The 19,877-nt window shown below is 41.4% G+C and carries 19 protein-coding genes; 17 read left to right on the top strand and 2 right to left on the bottom strand.

Features of this window, described 5'->3' with window-relative positions; translation table 11 throughout:
* Window positions 1-4 precede the first annotated feature (4 nt).
* The 4 genes from L3V33_RS12600 to L3V33_RS12585 are packed head-to-tail and all read left to right on the top strand — an operon-like array spanning window position 5 to window position 7,571.
* Window positions 5-544 (top strand): HEPN domain-containing protein, encoded by a 540-nt coding sequence (locus L3V33_RS12600; protein WP_048611329.1) that lies wholly within the window; start codon window positions 5-7, stop codon window positions 542-544.
* Window positions 522-1,775: a hypothetical protein gene (locus L3V33_RS12595; RefSeq protein ID WP_237290517.1), complete on the top strand. Its 1,254-nt coding sequence runs from the start codon at window positions 522-524 to the stop codon at window positions 1,773-1,775. Before L3V33_RS12600 ends, L3V33_RS12595 begins: the two co-directional genes overlap by 23 nt.
* Before the next feature lies 1 nt (window position 1,776).
* Window positions 1,777-3,768 (top strand): hypothetical protein, encoded by a 1,992-nt coding sequence (locus tag L3V33_RS12590; RefSeq protein WP_237290516.1) that lies wholly within the window; start codon window positions 1,777-1,779, stop codon window positions 3,766-3,768.
* Window positions 3,769-3,794: 26 nt separating this feature from the next.
* A complete protein-coding gene (locus L3V33_RS12585) occupies window positions 3,795-7,571 on the top strand; it encodes a DEAD/DEAH box helicase family protein (protein WP_108091891.1) in 3,777 nt (1,258 codons plus the stop codon).
* A 251-nt stretch (window positions 7,572-7,822) separates the two neighbouring features.
* On the opposite strand, the gene L3V33_RS12580 is transcribed toward L3V33_RS12585, so the two are convergent.
* Window positions 7,823-8,236, bottom strand: a complete 414-nt coding sequence (locus tag L3V33_RS12580) for a nuclear transport factor 2 family protein (RefSeq protein WP_237290515.1) — start codon at window positions 8,234-8,236, stop codon at window positions 7,823-7,825.
* Between the two features lie 139 nt (window positions 8,237-8,375).
* Between L3V33_RS12580 and L3V33_RS12575 the strand changes: the two genes are divergently transcribed.
* Window positions 8,376-8,699, top strand: coding sequence for a helix-turn-helix domain-containing protein (locus L3V33_RS12575; RefSeq protein WP_237290514.1), 324 nt, complete (start codon window positions 8,376-8,378; stop codon window positions 8,697-8,699).
* A 351-nt stretch (window positions 8,700-9,050) separates the two neighbouring features.
* On the opposite strand, the gene L3V33_RS12570 is transcribed toward L3V33_RS12575, so the two are convergent.
* Window positions 9,051-9,944, bottom strand: coding sequence for a LysR family transcriptional regulator (locus tag L3V33_RS12570; protein WP_017075064.1), 894 nt, complete (start codon window positions 9,942-9,944; stop codon window positions 9,051-9,053).
* 415 nt (window positions 9,945-10,359) lie between these two features.
* Here L3V33_RS12570 and L3V33_RS12565 point away from each other — a divergent pair, with 415 nt between their 5' ends.
* The 12 genes from L3V33_RS12565 (at window position 10,360) to tadF (ending at window position 19,874) form a co-directional block, all read left to right on the top strand.
* Window positions 10,360-10,572 carry a Flp family type IVb pilin gene (locus L3V33_RS12565; RefSeq protein ID WP_017083532.1) on the top strand — a complete coding sequence of 71 codons (213 nt, stop codon included), beginning with the start codon at window positions 10,360-10,362 and terminating at the stop codon, window positions 10,570-10,572.
* Window positions 10,573-10,724: 152 nt separating this feature from the next.
* Window positions 10,725-11,165: a prepilin peptidase gene (locus L3V33_RS12560; RefSeq protein ID WP_237290688.1), complete on the top strand. Its 441-nt coding sequence runs from the start codon at window positions 10,725-10,727 to the stop codon at window positions 11,163-11,165.
* Between the two features lie 21 nt (window positions 11,166-11,186).
* The gene (cpaB, locus tag L3V33_RS12555; RefSeq protein WP_237290513.1) at window positions 11,187-12,011 is read left to right on the top strand and encodes a Flp pilus assembly protein CpaB; all 825 of its coding nucleotides are present in this window, start codon (window positions 11,187-11,189) and stop codon (window positions 12,009-12,011) included.
* Window positions 12,011-13,381: a pilus assembly protein N-terminal domain-containing protein gene (locus L3V33_RS12550; RefSeq protein WP_237290512.1), complete on the top strand. Its 1,371-nt coding sequence runs from the start codon at window positions 12,011-12,013 to the stop codon at window positions 13,379-13,381. Before cpaB ends, L3V33_RS12550 begins: the two co-directional genes overlap by 1 nt.
* A complete protein-coding gene (locus L3V33_RS12545) occupies window positions 13,378-13,857 on the top strand; it encodes a hypothetical protein (RefSeq protein WP_237290511.1) in 480 nt (159 codons plus the stop codon). The genes L3V33_RS12550 and L3V33_RS12545 overlap by 4 nt, the downstream gene beginning before the upstream one ends.
* A complete protein-coding gene (locus L3V33_RS12540) occupies window positions 13,857-15,098 on the top strand; it encodes a chromosome partitioning protein ParA (RefSeq protein ID WP_237290510.1) in 1,242 nt (413 codons plus the stop codon). Before L3V33_RS12545 ends, L3V33_RS12540 begins: the two co-directional genes overlap by 1 nt.
* The gene (locus L3V33_RS12535) at window positions 15,095-16,366 is read left to right on the top strand and encodes a CpaF family protein (protein WP_237290509.1); all 1,272 of its coding nucleotides are present in this window, start codon (window positions 15,095-15,097) and stop codon (window positions 16,364-16,366) included. Before L3V33_RS12540 ends, L3V33_RS12535 begins: the two co-directional genes overlap by 4 nt.
* A 1-nt stretch (window position 16,367) precedes the next feature.
* Window positions 16,368-17,270, top strand: coding sequence for a type II secretion system F family protein (locus L3V33_RS12530; RefSeq protein ID WP_237290508.1), 903 nt, complete (start codon window positions 16,368-16,370; stop codon window positions 17,268-17,270).
* The gene (locus tag L3V33_RS12525; RefSeq protein ID WP_237290507.1) at window positions 17,267-18,109 is read left to right on the top strand and encodes a type II secretion system F family protein; all 843 of its coding nucleotides are present in this window, start codon (window positions 17,267-17,269) and stop codon (window positions 18,107-18,109) included. Before L3V33_RS12530 ends, L3V33_RS12525 begins: the two co-directional genes overlap by 4 nt.
* Window positions 18,110-18,156: 47 nt before the next feature.
* Window positions 18,157-18,858, top strand: a complete 702-nt coding sequence (locus L3V33_RS12520; RefSeq protein WP_237290687.1) for a tetratricopeptide repeat protein — start codon at window positions 18,157-18,159, stop codon at window positions 18,856-18,858.
* A complete protein-coding gene (locus L3V33_RS12515; RefSeq protein WP_237290506.1) occupies window positions 18,845-19,327 on the top strand; it encodes a TadE family protein in 483 nt (160 codons plus the stop codon). Before L3V33_RS12520 ends, L3V33_RS12515 begins: the two co-directional genes overlap by 14 nt.
* A complete protein-coding gene (tadF, locus tag L3V33_RS12510) occupies window positions 19,314-19,874 on the top strand; it encodes a tight adherence pilus pseudopilin TadF (protein ID WP_237290505.1) in 561 nt (186 codons plus the stop codon). Before L3V33_RS12515 ends, tadF begins: the two co-directional genes overlap by 14 nt.
* Window positions 19,875-19,877 lie beyond the last annotated feature (3 nt).

Raw genomic sequence — 19,877 nt, 5'->3', positions numbered from 1 at the left:
TGTTATGTACCAAGCAAGAAATATCTTCGATGTGTCTATTCAAGACGCTGAAAGGATTTTAGAAGCATATGAACACATGAAGAGTATTCCAGATTTGGGACGTGACCCTGAAGAATTAAAGCGTGCTGCGCTGATAATGTCTTTAACCGCATGGGAAACTTATGTGGAAGACAAGGTTAGTGAGGAAGTTGCATTGCAGACAAAGGTACTTCAAGGCTCTCAGATAGGTCACTTCATCAGTAATTCATTGGAAAAAGAACTAAAGTTCTTCCATACGCCGAATAGCAAAAAAACAAAAGATATTTTTGAACGTTTTCTTGGTATTGATGTGACCGGTTCTTGGTCGTGGCCTGGTTATGAAGATCCCAACAGAACTAGAGCTAAACTCAATGAGTGGATACAGAAGCGTGGGGATGCAGTTCATCGTTCTGTTGCAGATAAGCAAACATCTCACTTGATCAGTAAGCCAGAAGCTGAAAAGTGCATTAAGTTCTTTAAAAACCTAGTTGAGGCCACTGAGCATGCCATTATTGTCTCTTCTTGATGACCGTTCGAAGCCCAAAGGCTCCAGAGACCCTTTGGGCTTCGAGTTGGTTTGGAGTACTTTAGGCCGTAATGTCATCGGAAATCTAACAACAATTACTTCTTCTCTTGAAAACTTCACAACGGCATTACTTGGTTTTTACTGGGCAAATGAATTGGCTAGTGAATCAGAGCCAACAGCTCGCAATAAGCAAATTCGAGAATACTTTTTACGTTATGAACAAGTTGCAGCCTATTTAAGGCGTATTGGGCAATCTAATGCAATTATGGGGATTAACCGTGTTTCACAGCGCATGAATGAGCAAAATAAAATTGCGATTGGTACAGGTAAAGAACAAATACTGAGTAATCAAGCCAGTTATGGGCTGTGGGGGCTTTATTCTTCCGCAATGAGAGACACTGGTCTTATTCGTGGTAATGACAGGGAATTAACCGAAAGCGGGTTACAAATTGCTTTGCAGTTAGAAGCTCTTGTTGATAAGCCAGCAATTCAAGAAATGATTAGTGCTAAAGAAATCTCAATTCAACGTTTAGAAAGCTATTCCGCTGAATTTATGGATATGCTGGCGAATCCAGCTATCACATTAAACATGCTTGAACAACTGTTAGTCGGTATTACTAGCTCCACAAAGTTAGAACAGGAGCAAAACTGCCTACAGCAAGAGCTATGGCGTCATACTCAAGAGCTAGTTAAAAATCGAATTCTTATGAGTAACAAAGATAGTTATATTAATGAACTGCTAAACAAAAACATTTCACCTCAGTTAAAGTCTGCGCTCAAAGAGATTACTCTGGTAGATGAAGTACTAGCAGCTATCAATAACATTTTCCAATACTCCCAGACCCAGCATGGTGTTGAGTTAGAAAAAGTCATTAAGACTTTAGAAGATAAAGAGTTTGATTTTTCTTATCTGCCAGACGAATTACCACAGTCTAACTACCCGCGAAAAGATCAAATTTCAATGATCCTTAAACAAATCAAATCTTATGATTTTACCAATGCTATCACGATGATCATTGATCTTAATAAAGTAGTCATGCAGAAGCGAGGTGGCGCAGCATGGATTCGAGTTGATGAAAATAAGAAACTCGACGTGTTGATCAAAAGCGAATCAGCAAAACTATTAAACACTGAAGAATTAAGAAAAAAATGGGCGTATGACTATTTTATTGGCTCATTTTTAACCATGGCATTAACTTATCAAAATCTTATGATTTCCGAGGGAAAATAGTATGGAGAAATCTTCAATCACCAATGCATTGGCCTCGGTAATCAATGATAAACATATAATCGCAGCTGTTTTCACTTCATATACATTTGAGCCCAATTTTTTCGAATTAGAAGTAATTCCCGAACTATTACCAACACATACACCTTACTCGACTGACGAGCGCGTTAAGCTATTTCAAATTAGAGAAATACTTAGGGAATCAGGTTTAAGCATTGATGTATTCTATGATGCAAAAGTGTTCAAGAAAGAGCAGTCACCTCAAATGGAGTACCTGTGCCATGGTGTCACCGCAGGTAACCGTGCATTTCATGCCAAAAATATTTACCTACTGGGTGAGGATGATGATGGAAATCAAACACTTCTGTTTTCTTCTGGTTCAAATAATCTGACCCAAAAAGGTTGGTGGGAAAACATAGAGGTACAGCATTGGGAAGAAGTATCGAGTGGTAATGTAAAACAACGTTTTTTGAACCACTTAAAGTCAGACATCGCCTTCCTAGAGTCAAATCGACATCGTAATATCAACTCTGATGCAATTACGGCTATTAAAAGTTTCTTAGAAGACTGTACTTATTTTAATCGTGCTCCAACGGTTCACTATTTTGATCTGGAAAGAACCAAAGGTAATTTTTTTCAGTTTTTGAAACAAAGTGAAGTACTTAACCAATATAAGAATTGGAAATTAGAAATTATATCGCCATTTTTTCCTGACGATCCTAAAAGTAAGTTACATCAAAAATTTTATCCTCTTGGCGTTAAAAGCATAACCATTCTTTTACCACAAGATGAAGAGGAAACGGCATTTTGCCAGAAAGAATTTTTTGAACACATCAATGACAGTGATGATATTGAGTGGGGGCAATGGACAGAAGATCTGCAGACTTCATTAGGGTTAAATCAAGATGTTTTTCGTAAGCTGCATGCCAAAATTTTTCATTTTTATAACGGAATGCAATCATGGGTATTTATAGGCTCTGTGAACTTCAGCCATATGGCAACCTCTGAAAATGTGGAGTCGGGGTTCTTTGTTAGGTTACCAAAAATCAAATCGATGCTTGAACCTCTTCAACAGAAAGCATTCGTTAAATTTGAGCCATCGACAATCGAAGAAGGAGCTGAGGGGGATGCTGATAGTGATGAAACCTTACCTGAGTTCTACTTAACGTATGACTGGAAAGAAAAAACACTGATTGGTCGAACATCAAAGTGCATGAAGTATGAGATCCAACTTCATGGCCCCAATGGTGACGTTGTCACCAAGCCGTGGCAAGTTACTTACAATGAAACGCATTGTGAGCCGAGTATAAATCTTGAAGACGCTTTAAAAAACAGTTCTCTGATGGAAGTCAGTGGTGTGAATGAGAGAACGAATAAACCGTTTACAACTCATAGGATTATGATTCAACAAACAAGCTGGACACATAAACCTATTGAACTTCCAACATTAACACCTCAACAAATACTCGCTATCTATTCAGGTATGAAGCCAGAGCAACGTCAGCTTGTACTAGATAACGCCTTCATCAATAGATTGGTATTAACAAAAGCCAGTGGAGAGATCACGGGCATTGATGACGACCAGGTTGAAAACCAGTTCTTCTGCGAATATGCCGAAATTTTCCAAGCATTTAAAATTTTAAATCAACGTCTAAAAGTTGCCTTTGCAAACGATGCTTCAGAACAAGTTGACTATTACCTAACAGGGGCTGGTATAGATAGCTTACCTTCGCTTATTCAATGTGTGTATGACAAAGAGTCAGAAAATTACGATGGAATTATTGCTTATTTATTATCCCTTTCTGCATTGGAAATTCTGAATGACGATGACTTTGTTTGTCGTTCAAATGTTGAAGGGTTGATCAATGAAATTGAAAGGCGCATCAGAGCACTTAAACATAGTGACGATATCAAACTCGACAATAATTCAGCAAAAGATCGTCAGCGATTTTTTAATTGGTTTGAAACCCAGTTTTCTCATCCCTACGACACTTAATCGGTTCAATAAATGAGTGACCAACTATGACAATGCTAGATTTGGAAAATGCCCGAGAATTGATCGATTTTTCAGGAGGGCAAGAATCTCTAATAGCTTTAGGAAAAGTTCAGCTAGAAGGCGCAGTCGCTCTGCATAATATGATTGCAGATCCTAGTGTGGGGCTTGGCTATCTTGCTGATGAAGTAGGAATGGGGAAGACTTACATAGCACTTGGTGTTGTGGCCTTGATGCGCTATTTCAACCCATCGCTAAGGGTTCTTTATATCTGTCCGAGTAAGAATGTTCAGGATAAATGGTTAAAAGAGTACAGAAGCTTTATTGCACATAATGTGAAAGTTTCTCAGTATCGTATTCGTACCCCAGATGGAAAATCGGCTGTTCCCCATATTAGCTGCAACAATGTTCCGGAGATGATCTACGCTGCTTCGAGTGGATATTATGCTGATTACTTTATTTCTAAAGACAGTTTTAGTATCAGTTTGAATGATGACCTATCTCTATGGAAAAAGCGCTGCGATGAGTTGCAAGAGCTTGTACCAGCTAAAACCTGGCTTAAGATCATTGAGTCTAAGCATGATGTTAAAGATAGATATGCTGAAGCTCTGAATTATATCTTGCCTACTTTTGATCTTATCATTATTGACGAGGCGCATAACTTTAAACATGGCTTTGAAAGCAGCGATCGCAATCAGGTGTTGTCTAAGGTTTTAGGTTTCAATGGTAAGTTACCGGCAAGAGTAAAAAATGCACTTCTCCTGTCAGCTACACCATATGATCGGAATATAAACCAGCTGAGAAATCAGTTGAGATTGGTAGGAAAAGAAAACCTCCTACCAGACAATATATTTAACGACGATAAAGAAAATATAGTGAAACACCTTCGCCTCTTTATGGTGAGAAGACTGAACCGTATTGAAGTGAATGGACGTGATCATACTCGAAACATGTATCGAAAAGAGCATAGAGATGGGGGCTCGGCACAAGTTCAGCTAAAAAGTGATAATCAAAAATTGGTTACAGCACTGGTTCAAAAGAAAGTTGGTGAGAGCCTAAATAGAGCAGGGGACAGCCCTGCATTTCAAATCGGTATGATGGCTAGTTTTGAAAGCTATGCACAAACAGCAAAATCATCGCCTGTTCAGTTCGATAATGATGATACCGACAGAGACACGAAGGATGCTCAAGATAGAAATGTCCTTGACCGTATTGTTGAAAGCTACAAGGAGTCAAATCTTGGTACCACTTTACCTCATCCCAAAATGGATACCGTTTGCGAACAGCTAAGTGGCAAGTTATTTAAACAGAACAAAAAACAGATTGTCTTCGTAAGACGTGTGAAGAGTGTGAAAGAACTGAAAGACAAGCTCGATGATCACTATAGTCAGTGGTTAGAAAGTTACATTTCTGAAGAGTTGAGCTTATACAAGCCAATGAATTCAATGTTTAAGACATTATTTGAAGCATATAGACACGACAGCCGTTACAAGGAAGAGGGCATTTCTGAAGGGGAATATATTGAAGGCAAAGAGGGGACGCCTGATGATAACCAACCCCCGAAGAATGATACATTTTTCTCTTGGTTTTTCCGTGGAAAATTAACTCAAGAAGCGGTTGATATTACGGCAAACTCGGTATCGAATTTGAGTACTCCAGACGATATTCGTAAAGCGACATCATCTAAAAATCGGGCGATTGGTCTGATTTTTGAGCATAATTGGGCAGCGTTTATCCTAACGTATCAAAAGGAATTGGGTAACTTAGAGAAGCTTATTACGAAAAATCAGGATGATTTGTTAACGTATGCAAGGAAGTACAGGGATTCCAAACAACCGAAAAACAAGCTAGATGAATTCAGGGCTTGTCAGCTGGGCTTTATTGAATGGTTAATGTGCTCTGATACTCAATATTTGTTCTTGGAACCTTTACTACAAGGCTTAGTGACACATTACTCCCCATCGATTAATAATAATGGGGATGTGTCGCTCGATGTACTCCAGAAACATCTATCTAGAGAAACTTTCTACACTGAACTTCAGAAACAAAACTTATTACAAGTTATATTCCCACTTCAAGATGCTCTCTACTCTGCACTCATGAATAATGGAGATTGCGTTGCGCTACTAGAGAAACTAGACGTTCATAGTCAGGTTATTAGTTTATGCCTCAGAACTGGGCATGGCATCATTGATCTCTATCTATCCCGTTTGAAGCAATCCCCGGGTAAACTTAAATCAAAAGACCGCACTGATTTACTAAAAGATCTAGTCTCGCGTATTAAGCAACAACAAAAGAGTGCGGGCTTCTCAACATACCAAGAACTATCAGCACTAGCAGATCAACTGGATCACATTATTAAAGTGAATATCCCTGAAGTTCTCGATAAAAAACAAGATGAGAGACGTTCGTTTCTAAGTAAAAGATTAAACCCTGTATCACCTGTTATTGGCGCAACAGGTGAAACCTATGGCATTCGTTCTGCCCAGGCTCGTAAATTTCGGATGCCGGGATACCCATTGGCGCTGATATCAACGAATGTATTCCAAGAGGGCGAAGATTTACATTCCTTCTGTGACAGTGTGGTTCACTACGGTTTATCCGGCTCTCCTGTGAGTATTGAACAAAAAACAGGACGTGTAGATCGAGTAGCATCTCTTACGCAACGTCGATTCATCTCGCATGGAGAATCTGAAGGTAAAGTGACATTAGAAGATGATCTGATACAGGTTGCTTTTCCCTACATAAAAGAAAGCATTGAACTGCTACAAGTTAGACAGTTATGTCATAACCTGAATGATTTTATCGAATCACTTCATGAGCTTGAACAGCCAACAACAAAACCACTCGATACTGTAAATACAGACGAAGCTCTGAGTGATAAGTCTGATATTCCATCTCAGATAGTCAGTTTTTTGAAGTCGCCTTATGCAGAATTTTCATTCCCTGATTTATCAGAGATAAAGCAAGGCATTATTGAAACGCATAGTACTACAGTAAGCGATACGGTTGCGCACGTAAAATCACTTGTTGAGCAATTTGAGCAATCTATTGGTGAAAAAGTAACAGCGCAAATTAGTGCAGCGAAAAGGACTGGGGATCTGTTATTTCACACCGAACGTGAATTAGCTCACTACCAACTTTCTAACGATTGCTTGTTCGAATACATGCAAAAGGAATGCTGGCAAAAACCGCATCGGACTCTTGCTGTTGAAACTGGATCTGGTAGTTACCAGTTGTATGCGAATAGTGAAATGCTTGTTGGTGATAATACGATTACACAAGCTCAGGAAATTGAGTTCTCCTTTGACAGACTTGGACTCCAACGCCTTAAGGGAGAAAAGCATTTTCCTCAATCTGAATGCCTTCTTAGTTATTCTAAAGATGTTCGCTATTCTTCATTACAACTGAATAATCATCTGTTAGATGTCACTGTTGATGTAACTTATAAGCCAGACCATATCGCCTTACGGTTTGATATTGGGCATGAAGCATTACGGCGTTATCATACTGTCGAGGTCTATGAGCTCGATGGTTTATGCCTCTTAATTAGTAAGGCTGTCTTAGCTGAAAATATAGCTAAGTTTGGTGTCAATAAAGACAAGAAAATTGTTCAATATACGTGGATGAGAAACAAGAAAATCGATGTTGTTGAGTTTTTGCTTGACCAAGAGGGGGGTATAAGTGGACGGATTATCCATCCACTAGATAACTTCAGTTGGGAAGAGTTTGTCTATTGTACTTATACTCTAGCTGTTGAAGCGGATAGATTAGAGTACATAGTAGATCATCAAGATAAGCTGTAGTCTTTTCAAAAATCTGTAGCCAATGTGTAAGTTGAAGGTCGATAGTGACTAAAGTAACACCGGAAGTAACATCTTAAAACTCGATTTTTATAATCTTTAATTTAATCAAAAAGATAGGGTTGATAGTCGAGTCCAGTAGCGACCAAATTCGTTCTTTATGAACAAGTAAAAAAGCCCACCTGCCGTGGGCTTTTGGTGTCCGTAAGTTTATGTTTTAAAGGTTCTTAATTGATCCAAAGTGCAATAACCACTTAAAATCCATTCGGGTTGTCAATTACGTATAACCAACCTCCATCGACATACCTCATCACTTCCAGAGCGGTTCCTTTGGGGCCTGCAACTATCTCCCAATCAGACCTTATAAGAGCCGTATCACCGTTAATATGGATAGATACATGATGGGTGAGCATTTCAACGTCACCTTGAAGGTAACCTTTCAATATAGGCTTGATAGCCTTTGGTCCTCTAGCAAGGTTACCCTGAGCATCCAAGACGAATATGGCGTCTTCATGGAACAGAGTGCCTAGTCCGTCTATGTTTTGTTTTGAAAAGTATTCCGCGAAAAGTTGATGCAGTTCTGTTGGTGACTGCGGTTTTTTGTAATCTGTTGATGCGTAAGAATAGAAAGTTATAAAGTTTAAAACTATGAACAGAAATATCTTCATGGAACCACCTGCTTGTTTGTGTTTTGGGTTGAGGCCATAATAGATAGGGTGCTTACTAAAAGAAATTAGCTACCTAAAAGTAACTAATTACCTTTAAGTAACTATGCAATTGATGATTTTGAAAAGCTGAGAGGTAAATATGAGTGAACAGGGTAAGCAACCTGAAGGTTACTGCAGCGCTGATAAATATTTGACACTGATCTCTACGAAGTGGACTGCTCACATCGTTTGGTTATTAGGTCAGAGTAACGAGATACGCTTTGGACAAATTCAAAAGCAGTTGGCTCTAGTGTCGAGTAAAGTACTTAGTGAGAGATTGAAGTTACTCAGCAAAGAAGGTTTTATTTGGCGCAGGCAAGAAGAAACCGTTCCGGTGACGGTATATTACGGTCTGACAGAAAAAGGAAAAGAGCTCGCAGATATTATCGATATTATCGTGAAAAAATCGGATAGTTGGAATTAGTCTAACGTAATGATTGTGAAGCTATTCTGGTATCCAACGTCATTACTATGGTGGATTTTTATGTTTGTATGGTTTAGGCGGTTATTTTCGATATTTAGTGACAGACGAGGTCATAGCTTAAATATCGAATACGTTTAACAGGTTAGTTTTCATATTTAGTCACAAAAATATGGAATGTTAAATAATGAAAAACAATACCAATGCATATGTTAAATAATGAACATCGGTCTTGGTATTTATATTTCGTATATTTTGCTTTGGACTTATATTAGGATGAGTCATCGTATTGAAATATCACACTCGAAGCTGGAGAGTTCAATAGAGTGTGATTGTCATGATTTTAATAGAGTATTATTGAGCTAAGTCAGCGATAAATGTTTGTTTATAACTGGCACTCGTTTTTAGCTCGTCTCTAATCCATTGATTAAACAAGCTAAAGTCAGAATGTATTTGCCAGAAAAGGGATGCAATAACTCGCTTGCCAAAAAAATCGGGGTGGTCTGTAATCACCTTAAGTTTACTGTCTTCTACTCTTCCCTCGATGAGAAACCCCGGTAAAAAAGCGATGCCTTTTTGAGCTCTGCATAGTTCGATAATAGTTTCCAAATCATCCAGTCGCCATAGATTATATGAGGCGATGTTTGACAAATTGAGAAGATCTTCAAATCCATCCATTAATAGAACACGTTGCGATGAAGCGTGAGACTTCAAGGATATCAAATCTTCGTGGGCTACCCACCAGCAGTTAACGTGAAAAAGCTCTTCTATATTAAAGTCGTTATTTGTCTTGTGATAGGGGTTACCTAAGGCTAAGTCTATCTTTCCTTCATTTATATAGTTACCTAAAACGAAACTGGGTTTAGTCACAACAAGTAGGTCTACATTAGGAAAAGCCTCTGAAAACGCCAACAATGCCTTTTTTACGTTTTTGTTGAAAACTAATGGATCGATACCCACGCGGTAAACTATCTGGTCGGATAGGTTCATTTGTTCTGCAATAGTGATTAACTCACGATATTTAGATACGACAGGTAAAGATAATTGGAATAGGCGCTTTCCTTTCTCAGTTAACCAGACTTTAGAATGTTGCCTATTAAATAAATTGAAACCTAAGTCTGACTCAAGATTTTGTACAGCTGTACTAACCGTTGACTGAGACTTGCCAAGCTTACGTGCAGCAGAGCTAAATGAACCTTCTTCAACTACTGCTATGAACGAAACAATATTTTCGAAATGTAGTTTCATGATTCGACTAACCTTTTGACACAAAGAAATTATATTTTTTATGATTTTTTGATTCGAAGAACAATAGCGTGATGATAATTGTATTTCAACATGTTTTATAAGGAGTAATAAATATTGATGAATTATCTATTAGGCTAGTTCCAAAGCTTATATAAATTCTAGATTAAGTAAAACATTGACGTATGTCTTATTTTTTTAAGTTTATAAATTTAAATATTCATTTTGTTTTTAATTGATTTTTAATGTAAGTGTTTGTAATTTATGGGTTTTGTATTTTGAGTGGTATTTTTGATGTGTTTGTTTTGATCATTTTTTACGCGGCCTATAGATTTAATCGATAGAGGGTATTTTCCATAGATTGGTGGTGATAATTATAATGGCGACGAATTTTAAACAGCCCTTATAGGAACAAATAATGATTACTAAGCTATACGTTAAAACAAGCATGTTTTTATCACAATTCAAGAACGATGAGCGCGGTGTAACTGCGATTGAATATGGTCTTATTGGTGTCGCTATGGCTGTGTTGTTAGCTGCTACATTAGATAGCAGCGGTGGTTTCATCGATGCGCTTACGAAGGCATTCGCAAAAATCGCCGCTAACATCACTACTTCTACTGGTAGCTAATTAAACGGACTTGGTCATTTTCATACGCAGATGATGGCGAAGATATTTGTACCAGACCTCTGTTTGCATTGGTCTGGCTTAATTAATTTACAGCGTAAAATAAGGTTTATTTTAACCAAGACTAGGTGGTATTTCTAATTTTTAGTCATGAATTGTATTTAGTGGCTTTGGCAATGCTGAGTATATATGTGTCAGCTACCGATTTTCTCTATCGAAAGATACAAAATCACACCTTGTTGATATTGCTCTTTTTACAATGTTTTTTGTCTCCGTTAGACATTCAAATTATGAGCTTTCTGCTGGTGTTAGGGGGAGGGTTGATTGTTTACGCCCTGATTTGGATTGGAGCTGGCGATATTAAATATGCAGCGGTTCTATCACTTACCATACCTCTCAGTGATTTACTTTGGGCGTTTGTTATGACGGCTTTTACCGGTGGATTTCTAGCCGTTATTTATCTCGTATACAACAAGCTGATAAGTAAAAGGCTAGTAAGAAAAGCGTCGAACGACCAACAAGGTATTCCATATGGGATAGCAATTAGCGTTGGATTCTACTTGGTAATTTTAACTCAAAACACGCCACATATATAAACCTCCAAGAATGAGAACATTATGAGATCTCGACTGGTATTACTTGTTGCCATTGCTGCCTTAATAGTTGGCGCGCTAGGCGTTGTCGATTTATTGAAGAGTGAACCCAAAGCGACCACGATTGCTGAAGTGGTGGAAAAAAAGAACGAAGAGCATGTTGCCGTTTGGATGACCACGGAACCTTATGAAAAAGGACGTGCGATCGATGCGCAAGGTGTCGTAAAACAACAACTCCCTCTTAGTGAAGCATTAATGCTTGGCGTCAGAGAAGACGCACAAATCAGCTTTTCACCCTCCATTTTGCTCAATCGCAGTCTTAGCGCAGGTGAGGTTGTGCTACCTGAATATCAAGTGACGCCTGGCCAGCTCGGATACATCGACCTTTTGATCGCGGAAGGTATGACGTTATACCCACTTAAAGTCAGTGACAAAAACCTAATCAACGATTACATCCGCCCAGGAACGTCCATCGATATCCTCACTGTGAGTTCTCCAAACGATAATTTAGCTGGAAACCTCGATAAGCCGAAGCGCTTTAGAGGGATGAAGGCGTCAATGTTTCTTAAAAACGTCAAAGTACTCAACATTGGCAATGACGAAACTGGCGACAGTTCAATTACCGCTCGCGCTCCGAGTAAAGAGGATGGACTGACTACGGTGGTCATCGAAGTTAGCCCCGACGAGTTACCAAAACTTGCACTCGCACAACGAACAATGCACATCGAAATTTACCGAAGCCAAACCTACACGCAACCTGAGTATGCAGAGGTGCGCAATATTATCGATAACTATACGGGGATTGCTGAGTTACGTGGTAACGAGAACAACCCGAGAGAGGCTTTGTGATGATGATTCACCATCGAATCAAGCAAGTACTGTTTGCTTCCATTCTAGTGCCGCTGATTGGCTTACTTTCTATAACAAACGCTTTTGCCGCCGATCGCTCCATCACGCTCAACGATGGTCAGCACGTCCAGCTAAAAAGTCCGATTGGCCAAGTGTTTATTAATAACCCTGACATCGTCGACTACAAAATAATCAACGACAACACGATAGTTGTGTTCGCCAATGCTATTGGGCAATCACGACTGATCGTCTATGGCATTGATGGTGATGTTCTGCTTTCAGACCGCATTATTGTTGATTTGGATTTAACTGATATCAGACGTCAACTTAAATTTCATTTCCCTGATGCCAAAGTCAAGATTCAGTCTGTGGGAGAGCAAGTCGCCGTGAGTGGTCTTGTTGACTCCGAAGCGACTCGTGACGATATCTATCGTTTGGTTGCCACTCTACTTGGACGGGAAAAAACAGAGAAATGGGACAAAACGGTGAAACTGGAGTTTAAGTCCGACAACTCAAATTATGAAGAGCCCGAAAGTATGGTGTTTGCCCGCAACATGACGTGGGAAGGGATCATCGAACGTATTGAAGTCGCAACGACCCAACAAGTGAACGTCAAAATATCAGTGGCTCAAGTCACCGAATCATTTGGACAAACTGTTGGTGTTGATTGGAGCTCCGTCGGTTCAAGTGTTGGCGAATTTGTTTTCGACCAGTTCGATGCGGCAAACCTCAGCACGTTAATCACTGCATTAGGTAATGATCAAATTGCTGAGGTTCTGGCTGAGCCCAACCTAACCGTGCTATCCGGTGAGTCAGCAAGTTTCCTTGTGGGCGGCGAAGTGCCCGTTATCGTTACTACCAGTAACAATGTGAACATTTCCTTCAAAGAGTTCGGCATCAAACTCGATCTCACCGCGAAAGTGCTTAGCCAAGACAGAATCCGCATGCAATTAGCGCCAGAAGTCAGCGAAGTTGAAGGTTATATAGAAACGGCTGGCATCAAAGTCCCGCAACTGGCTTCACGACGTGCGATGACAACCGTAGAGTTAGCCGATGGTGACAGCTTCGTCCTTGGTGGCTTGATGAGCAGTGCTGATTTAGAAAAAATGCAAAAAATCCCTTTTGTTGGCGACATACCAGTACTCGGTGCCGCCTTCCGAAAAGCAACCACAGAAAGAAAACGAACTGAACTGATCATCGTTGCTACTGTGAATCTTGTTGAACCGATGAAACCGAAAGACATTCAACTGCCTTACATCAAGAAGACTTCTACATTGGCGCGCTGGCTAAACATTAAGTGGGATGGCAAGTCGGTGACATCTTCCGATGCAACGATTCGTCTGTTGTCGCAAGGAGGGTTTATCCAATGAAGAAATTACTATTAATGGCGTTATTTACCACGTCACTTTTAGGCTGCGCCTCTGAGCAATATTTTGTCGGACACGGTGCTGAAGCCTTGGTGTACAAAGAGCATCACAGCTTTGAGTTTGCGATGAAAAACCGTGCTGAAACCACCAAGCAGATTACCGCTTTGATTCAAGATATTGAATCAACGGACAAAGAAGCCACTTATGTCGTGGATTACAAATCAACCCGTAGCAAACAGATGTTGCAAGCGATCTTCGATCAATATCCGTCGCATGTCATCGCACCACAAAGAGTCTTGTATCGAAACGCTCAGTTGTTACCGAGCGACTTAAAGATTCTGGTGACCTTAACGCGTTTGAAGACTCAACAATGCGCGCCGGCACAGATTCACGTTCGGTTGAGGCAGCCAGACTGCTTTGCTGAATCGATGCGTTTGAAGCAAGTGGCTTATAAGTCTCGATTGGTAGGAGAGCAATAATGTTTGACCTGACTAAAGCATTAACAACAAAGGCCAAGCCAGTTCAGACCGGAACGACAGGTGTTGCCGGATGTACTTTGTTCTATCAATCTCAAGAGTGTTTAGACCTTGTTCAAGAAGTCTTTCGATTTGAAGGGTGGAATGATCCCGCATGCGTCAAAGCCAAAGCCGGTTTAACCAAGCTGACAGAGCAACAGAGTAGCCATATCGTTGTACTGGAACTTAATGAATCGACCAATGTGGTTGAAGATGCTAAAGCCTTTGCCAGCAAACTACCCACACACAAAGGGGTAGTTGTGATTGGTAAAGAGGATGCTATTTCTACGCTTCGTTCTCTTAAAGACATGGGTTTTTACTACGTGTTCTGGCCGGTAAATAAGCAGGAGTTTGCTGACTTCTTAAACCACGTTAGCAAGAACCTGAAGACGTTCTCTGGTGTGAGTCAAAAACGCAAAGCTAAGCGCGTGGCGATTGTCGGTTCAAAAGGTGGCGTTGGCGCATCGTTTATCACAACTGAGTTGAGCTCACTGTTGTCGACGCAAGGCTCGGACACGATTCTCGTCGATCATCAATATGCCGATACCAACATTGATATTTTGCTCGGCCTCAAAGAGTTTACGCCGAGAACCATTGATGAGTTCACTGCGCCATTGCATGAAATGGATGAAGAAGGGGCGTTGAGTTACCTCATCAACGCTCGCAAAAATTTACGACTGTTGGCGATTGATGGTGACATGAGCCAAAGCGATGTTCTTAATTACAACCAAACCTTGTGCGAGTTGTTAGCGCGCAACACCAATTTCATTATCGAAGACTTTTCTGGTGGTGTGGATTTCAAAGTTGAACCTCAACTCTTGGTAGAAAACTTTGATGTGGTTGTGTTGGTGTTAGACGCGTCAGTGTCTTCAGTAAGAAGTGCAAAGCGACTGTTTGAAAAAGTCTCTAACTTACAGCTTTCGTTATCGTCGCGCACTCGTGTGATTACTTTGGTGAACTACCATCGCCCGGAAAATGCCTACGTTTTACAAAAGCCTGATCTTATTAAGTATCTAGGCGCAGAAGTTGATCTCGAAGTCGACTACTGCAAAGCGTTGGCGCACATCATTATCGATGGAAAACGCGGGCATAAGCATGATCGTCATATTAGTCGTTCTATGGAACAGTTGGTGAAGCTGATTAATGGTCAACCTATGGACCAGAAGGGCATGAACTCTTGGTTGAAAAAGGTGCGTGCTAAATGAGTTCTAACAAAGACTTATACCTCGCGTTTCGTGGCCAGATATTTGAAGCCCTAGATGCAGAAGCGGTTCAGAAAATGAGCCGTCGAGATCTTGAATCGCAGATACAAGCAGCGGTTGATTTGTTAGCAAATAGCTACCAAAGACCGATCACTTCGATGATGAAGTCAGGGTTAGTGAAAAGCCTAATCGATGAACTGTTTGGTTTAGGGCCTTTACAGCCCTTGGTCGAAGATCAGTCTATTTCCGACATCATGGTCAACGGGCCCAACAATATCTTTTTTGAACGACACGGTAAGGTGAAAAAGTCCGAAGTCTCGTTTGTGAATGAAGAACAGTTGTTAGCCATTGCTAAGCGTATTGCCTCACGTGTCGGAAGACGTGTCGATGAACTTTCGCCGACGGTCGACGCCAGGTTAGAAGACGGCAGCCGTGTGAATATCGTGATTCCTCCCATTTCGTTGGATGGTACTTCGATCTCGATTCGTAAGTTCAGAGAGCAGAACATCGGCTTTGAAGATTTGATTGGCTTCGGCTCTATGTCTCCAGACATGGCGAGAGTGCTGATGATCGCTTCGCGCTGCCGCATCAATGTGCTGATCTCTGGCGGTACAGGCTCAGGTAAAACGACATTGCTTAACGCGCTATCTCAATACATTGCCGAAGATGAACGTATTGTCACGATTGAAGATGCGGCTGAACTGCGTCTTCAACAACCCAACTTAGTTCGACTGGAAACACGTACCTCGAGTGTTGAACAAACTGGAGCGGTGACTCAGCGTGAGTTAGTGATCAATGCACTTCGTATGCGTCCAGACCGCATTATTCTGGGTGAGTGTCGTGGCTCTGAAGCGTTCGAAATGCTGCAAGCCATGAACACCGGACACGATGGTTCGATGTCTACGTTGCACGCCAACACGCCACGTGATGCGATTGCTCGTGTTGAATCGATGGTCATGATGGCGAACCTGAATCAGCCTCTTGATGCGATCAGAAGAACGATCGTGAGTGCCGTTCAAATGATTGTTCAGGTTAACAGGCTGCGCGACGGGTCTCGTAAGATCACAAGCATCTCGGAAATCGTCGGCCTAGAAGGCGATAGCGTAGTGATGGAAGAGATTTACCGTTTTCGTTATGACGACGCCCACTACAGAGAAACCGTAAAAGGCGAATTCGTCACCGACGGCATTATGCAACGATCTGAGCTTGTGAAAAAAGCGCAATTCTTCGGGCTCTACGAAGAGCTGAAAGCTTCGTTTAAGGGGGCCTAGCATGCTTTGGCTTTCGTTAATCCTCTTTGCGTTTGTGCTGCTTTTGATCCGAGATTCAAAGGTAAAAAAGGTTAATCAGTTTTTCAATATTGAAGAAGTAGAAGCTGAAAACTTCAATGCCATTAACGTTAAGTCATTGGTACGTAAGCAAAACTGGCAAAAACTCAAAGAGTCGGTGTCACCCACCTTGATGGTGTTAGGCCCGCGTTCTTCTCTTTACATTGCGCTCTATATTACGGGCAGCATCATCGCATCTTGGTACATCGTTGTTGAATTGCTATCAATCACCAATACGTGGTTAGTGCTGGGCTCATCTATGGTATTTACCCTATGTGGTTATCGGTTCCTAGTGACAAGAAGACGTCGTGAATTTGAGAATACGTTCCCAGATGCGCTGAATATTCTAATGAGTGCGGTCACTGCCGGTGACAGCTTAATGCAAGCCATCAGTTATGTAGGCGATGTGATGCACAACCCGATAGGCCGCGAATTTAAGCTAATGGGCGACCGACTTAAGTTGGGTGAGTCACCAGAGGTGGTGCTTCAACGATCGTGCAAGAACTACCCCTACCCAGAGTTTCTATTCTTTACCGTGACTATCAGGGCGAATATAGCTCGAGGTGGGCAACTTAAGGGCGTGATGGCGCGGCTGATTAGAGTGCTAGTGGACTCTCGAACGCTAGAGAAAAAGAAAATGGCGATGACTTCGGAGGCTCGAATTTCCGCCAAAATAGTTGCGGCTATTCCTCTGATTTTTATGCTTATTCTCAACTACGTTAATCCCGATAATGTGGAGTTTGTTCTCTACGATCCAGAAGGAAGGCTTGTATTGTTTTACGTGCTTGGTAGTGAACTGTTCGGTCTATTTCTTGTTTGGTTGTTAGTGAGAGGAGTTCGCGCATGATGTTATTGGCTTCCCTTATTGTGTTGTTTTTTTCGCTACTGTTTTTGATTGTTGATTCGATTCGTAAAGAGCAACGACATAAGAAGGTTGCGCTCTATATCGGGGATAATTCGGCTCGCGCACCTTCACGAGTAAATCGCTTTTTTGTTCGTTTTGGTAAAGAACATCGCCATGAACTCGAGCAAAAAATGATAGAGGCGGGTTATTACAACACGGATTGGGCCAAATTTTATTTTCCGGCCAAGTTGTTGGTATTGGCGTTGGTTTCAGGCTTGGTTTTGTTAGGGGATATGACATCCACCAACAAACTGATCGTGGTTATTTTCTCGCTGATTGGCGTCATTGTCGTCCCAGATACAATGCTTCAAATGCGCCGCAAGATGTTGATCAGTCGAACCTCAGCTCAATTGCCGTATTTGCTCGACATGATGTCGGTATGTGTTCAAACCGGTATGACGATTGAAGCGGCGCTGGTTTATTTGGGCAAGGAGCTGGCTGAATTTGACTCAGACCTTTGTTACCAGATTAAGCGCACATCTGATTCTGCAAAAATACACGGACTAGAGAAGGCGCTCAATGATCTGAGTGAACGTATCCCGACGCCACCAGTACGAAGTTTTGTACTGACCATCATTCAAAACCTGCAATACGGCACATCCGTGGCGAGTGTGTTAAGTGACCTCGCGGAAGACATGCGAAAAGTCCAAATTCTTACGGTCGAGGAAAAGGTAGGTAAGCTCTCTGCGAAGATGAGTGTCCCTTTGATCCTCTTCATCATGTTCCCGATCGTTATCTTGATTCTCGCGCCGAGCATCATGCAAATGACATTGAATATATAGGGAGACGACGAGTGATTGGAAAACGTTTTTGTCTCATTTTGTTGTCGATGAGCGTGTTAGCGGGCTGTCAATCGGCCCCTTCAGCACAAGACTTGCAGCTTGCTGACGTCACTAGCATGGAAAAAGTGAAGAACTATGACGGCTTGATTAGTTATTACAAATCCGAGCTAGAGCAGGGCTCCGAAGACCCAAAGGTAAAAGAGAAACTGGCGTGGGCATATTTCCATAAAGGGGATATCGAGTCGGCAGACTTCTATGTTCAACACTTGCAAAAAGAGGGTGTTGAAAATCCCAATTTGTACCAGTTAGAAGGACAAGTGTTTGATGCTAAAAATGACGTTGAAAGAGCCATTGCCGCTTATCTAGCCTCTATCGACTCGGGAAATACAACGGGTCAAATTCATGTCTTGCTTGGCGTGTCATACACCAAAATTGGAAGATTCAACGAAGCGTATCAAGAACTCAACCGAGCCCGATTACGCGGTTACGACGATGTCGTTGTTAAGAACAACATTGCAATGATTCAAATGGCCAATGGTGAATACCAACAGGCGATAGAAACGTTAGCTCCGGTTTTAAAAGAAGACCCAGCGAATAAGATCGTTAAAGCGAACCTAGCTATCGCACTAATGAAAACTCAGCAAATCGACTCAGCCAAAAAGCTACTCAAAGGCGACTTCTCTGCTGAAGAGATCCAGAGCATTGCCGCTGAATTGACTCAGCTAGGAGTTAACGATGAAGCTTCTTAATAAGCAGAAGGGCGTGACAGCGATTGAGTTTGTGCTGGGTGCGCTTGTTCTGTTTTTCGCCACCTTTGCGATCTTCGAATCGAGCTATCAAATCTACGTTGTGAACATGACCGAGTATTCGCTGAGAGAAACCATCAGGAATACCAAAATATATGAAGGCAAAGGGATCAACGAGCAGTACGAAACTAAGTTCAAATCGTTAATCGAAGATGATGACAATCTATGGAGTTTTTTAATCGATAGCTCACGGTTTTCTATCGCAGGTCAGTACTTCAAAACCTATGATGATTTTATCGCGAATAGGGGACACTCTAATCAAGGGTTGAACTTCAATTACAACTTAGCCGAGATCACCGTGACCTACCGCTACACGCCAGTGATTAAACTGACTGGCGCTGCTGACAGGGATATTTCAAGCACCATGGTTTTGAACTTAGAACACGAGGGGTGGAAAGATGACGCTCCGTAAGCAACGTGTGCTTTCGAAAAGACACCAACAAGGATCGTATACGATTGAGTTAGTTTTCATTCTAGTGGCCTTGTGGGGCGTTTACCTGTTTGGCGCCGACTTGAGCTATCAATTACTCGCGCGTGCCAAGCTCGATCGATCCAGCTTTGCTTTAGTCAATGTGATCAAAGAGCGTACTCGTTACTTTGATGCGGACGTGTTGGCAGGACAAAACCTACCCGTAACTAATTCAGAGTTAGAAGACATGGCTAAAGTGGCAAGTCGAATGCTCAATACACCAGTCGATAATGTAGCGATCAAGATAGAGTCATTGACCAATAAAGTTAATGTCGCTGAATTCTCAACCAGCAAGTACAGAAGCTTAAATTGCCAAACCGATTCGATTCTCGAGCATGCAGATTTAGCTCCGGTAGAAAAGGGCGTTGTGTATCCATTGTACCGAATCAGTCTTTGTGAGGAGCAAAGTTCTTGGTTTAAACCCTTCTTCAACAGTGGCACCAGTACCACGGTTCAGATTGGCTCTTCTTCAATAATGCCTGGGAGATAAGGA

Source organism: Vibrio sp. A2-1, assembly GCF_021728355.1.
Taxonomy (GTDB): Bacteria; Pseudomonadota; Gammaproteobacteria; order Enterobacterales; family Vibrionaceae; genus Vibrio; species Vibrio splendidus_K.
This window is presented reverse-complemented; position numbering and strand designations above follow the sequence as displayed.

Coding starts and splice junctions, on each gene's coding strand:
- cpaB (WP_237290513.1), top strand. CDS start 11,187: ATGAGATCTCGACTGGTATTACTTGTTGCCATTGCTGCCTTAATAGTT.
- L3V33_RS12600 (WP_048611329.1), top strand. CDS start 5: ATGTACCAAGCAAGAAATATCTTCGATGTGTCTATTCAAGACGCTGAA.
- L3V33_RS12580 (WP_237290515.1), bottom strand. CDS start 8,236: ATGAAGATATTTCTGTTCATAGTTTTAAACTTTATAACTTTCTATTCT.
- L3V33_RS12570 (WP_017075064.1), bottom strand. CDS start 9,944: ATGAAACTACATTTCGAAAATATTGTTTCGTTCATAGCAGTAGTTGAA.
- L3V33_RS12585 (WP_108091891.1), top strand. CDS start 3,795: ATGACAATGCTAGATTTGGAAAATGCCCGAGAATTGATCGATTTTTCA.
- L3V33_RS12525 (WP_237290507.1), top strand. CDS start 17,267: ATGATGTTATTGGCTTCCCTTATTGTGTTGTTTTTTTCGCTACTGTTT.
- tadF (WP_237290505.1), top strand. CDS start 19,314: ATGACGCTCCGTAAGCAACGTGTGCTTTCGAAAAGACACCAACAAGGA.
- L3V33_RS12545 (WP_237290511.1), top strand. CDS start 13,378: ATGAAGAAATTACTATTAATGGCGTTATTTACCACGTCACTTTTAGGC.
- L3V33_RS12575 (WP_237290514.1), top strand. CDS start 8,376: ATGAGTGAACAGGGTAAGCAACCTGAAGGTTACTGCAGCGCTGATAAA.
- L3V33_RS12530 (WP_237290508.1), top strand. CDS start 16,368: ATGCTTTGGCTTTCGTTAATCCTCTTTGCGTTTGTGCTGCTTTTGATC.
- L3V33_RS12520 (WP_237290687.1), top strand. CDS start 18,157: ATGAGCGTGTTAGCGGGCTGTCAATCGGCCCCTTCAGCACAAGACTTG.
- L3V33_RS12590 (WP_237290516.1), top strand. CDS start 1,777: ATGGAGAAATCTTCAATCACCAATGCATTGGCCTCGGTAATCAATGAT.
- L3V33_RS12565 (WP_017083532.1), top strand. CDS start 10,360: ATGATTACTAAGCTATACGTTAAAACAAGCATGTTTTTATCACAATTC.
- L3V33_RS12550 (WP_237290512.1), top strand. CDS start 12,011: ATGATGATTCACCATCGAATCAAGCAAGTACTGTTTGCTTCCATTCTA.
- L3V33_RS12540 (WP_237290510.1), top strand. CDS start 13,857: ATGTTTGACCTGACTAAAGCATTAACAACAAAGGCCAAGCCAGTTCAG.
- L3V33_RS12535 (WP_237290509.1), top strand. CDS start 15,095: ATGAGTTCTAACAAAGACTTATACCTCGCGTTTCGTGGCCAGATATTT.
- L3V33_RS12515 (WP_237290506.1), top strand. CDS start 18,845: ATGAAGCTTCTTAATAAGCAGAAGGGCGTGACAGCGATTGAGTTTGTG.
- L3V33_RS12595 (WP_237290517.1), top strand. CDS start 522: ATGCCATTATTGTCTCTTCTTGATGACCGTTCGAAGCCCAAAGGCTCC.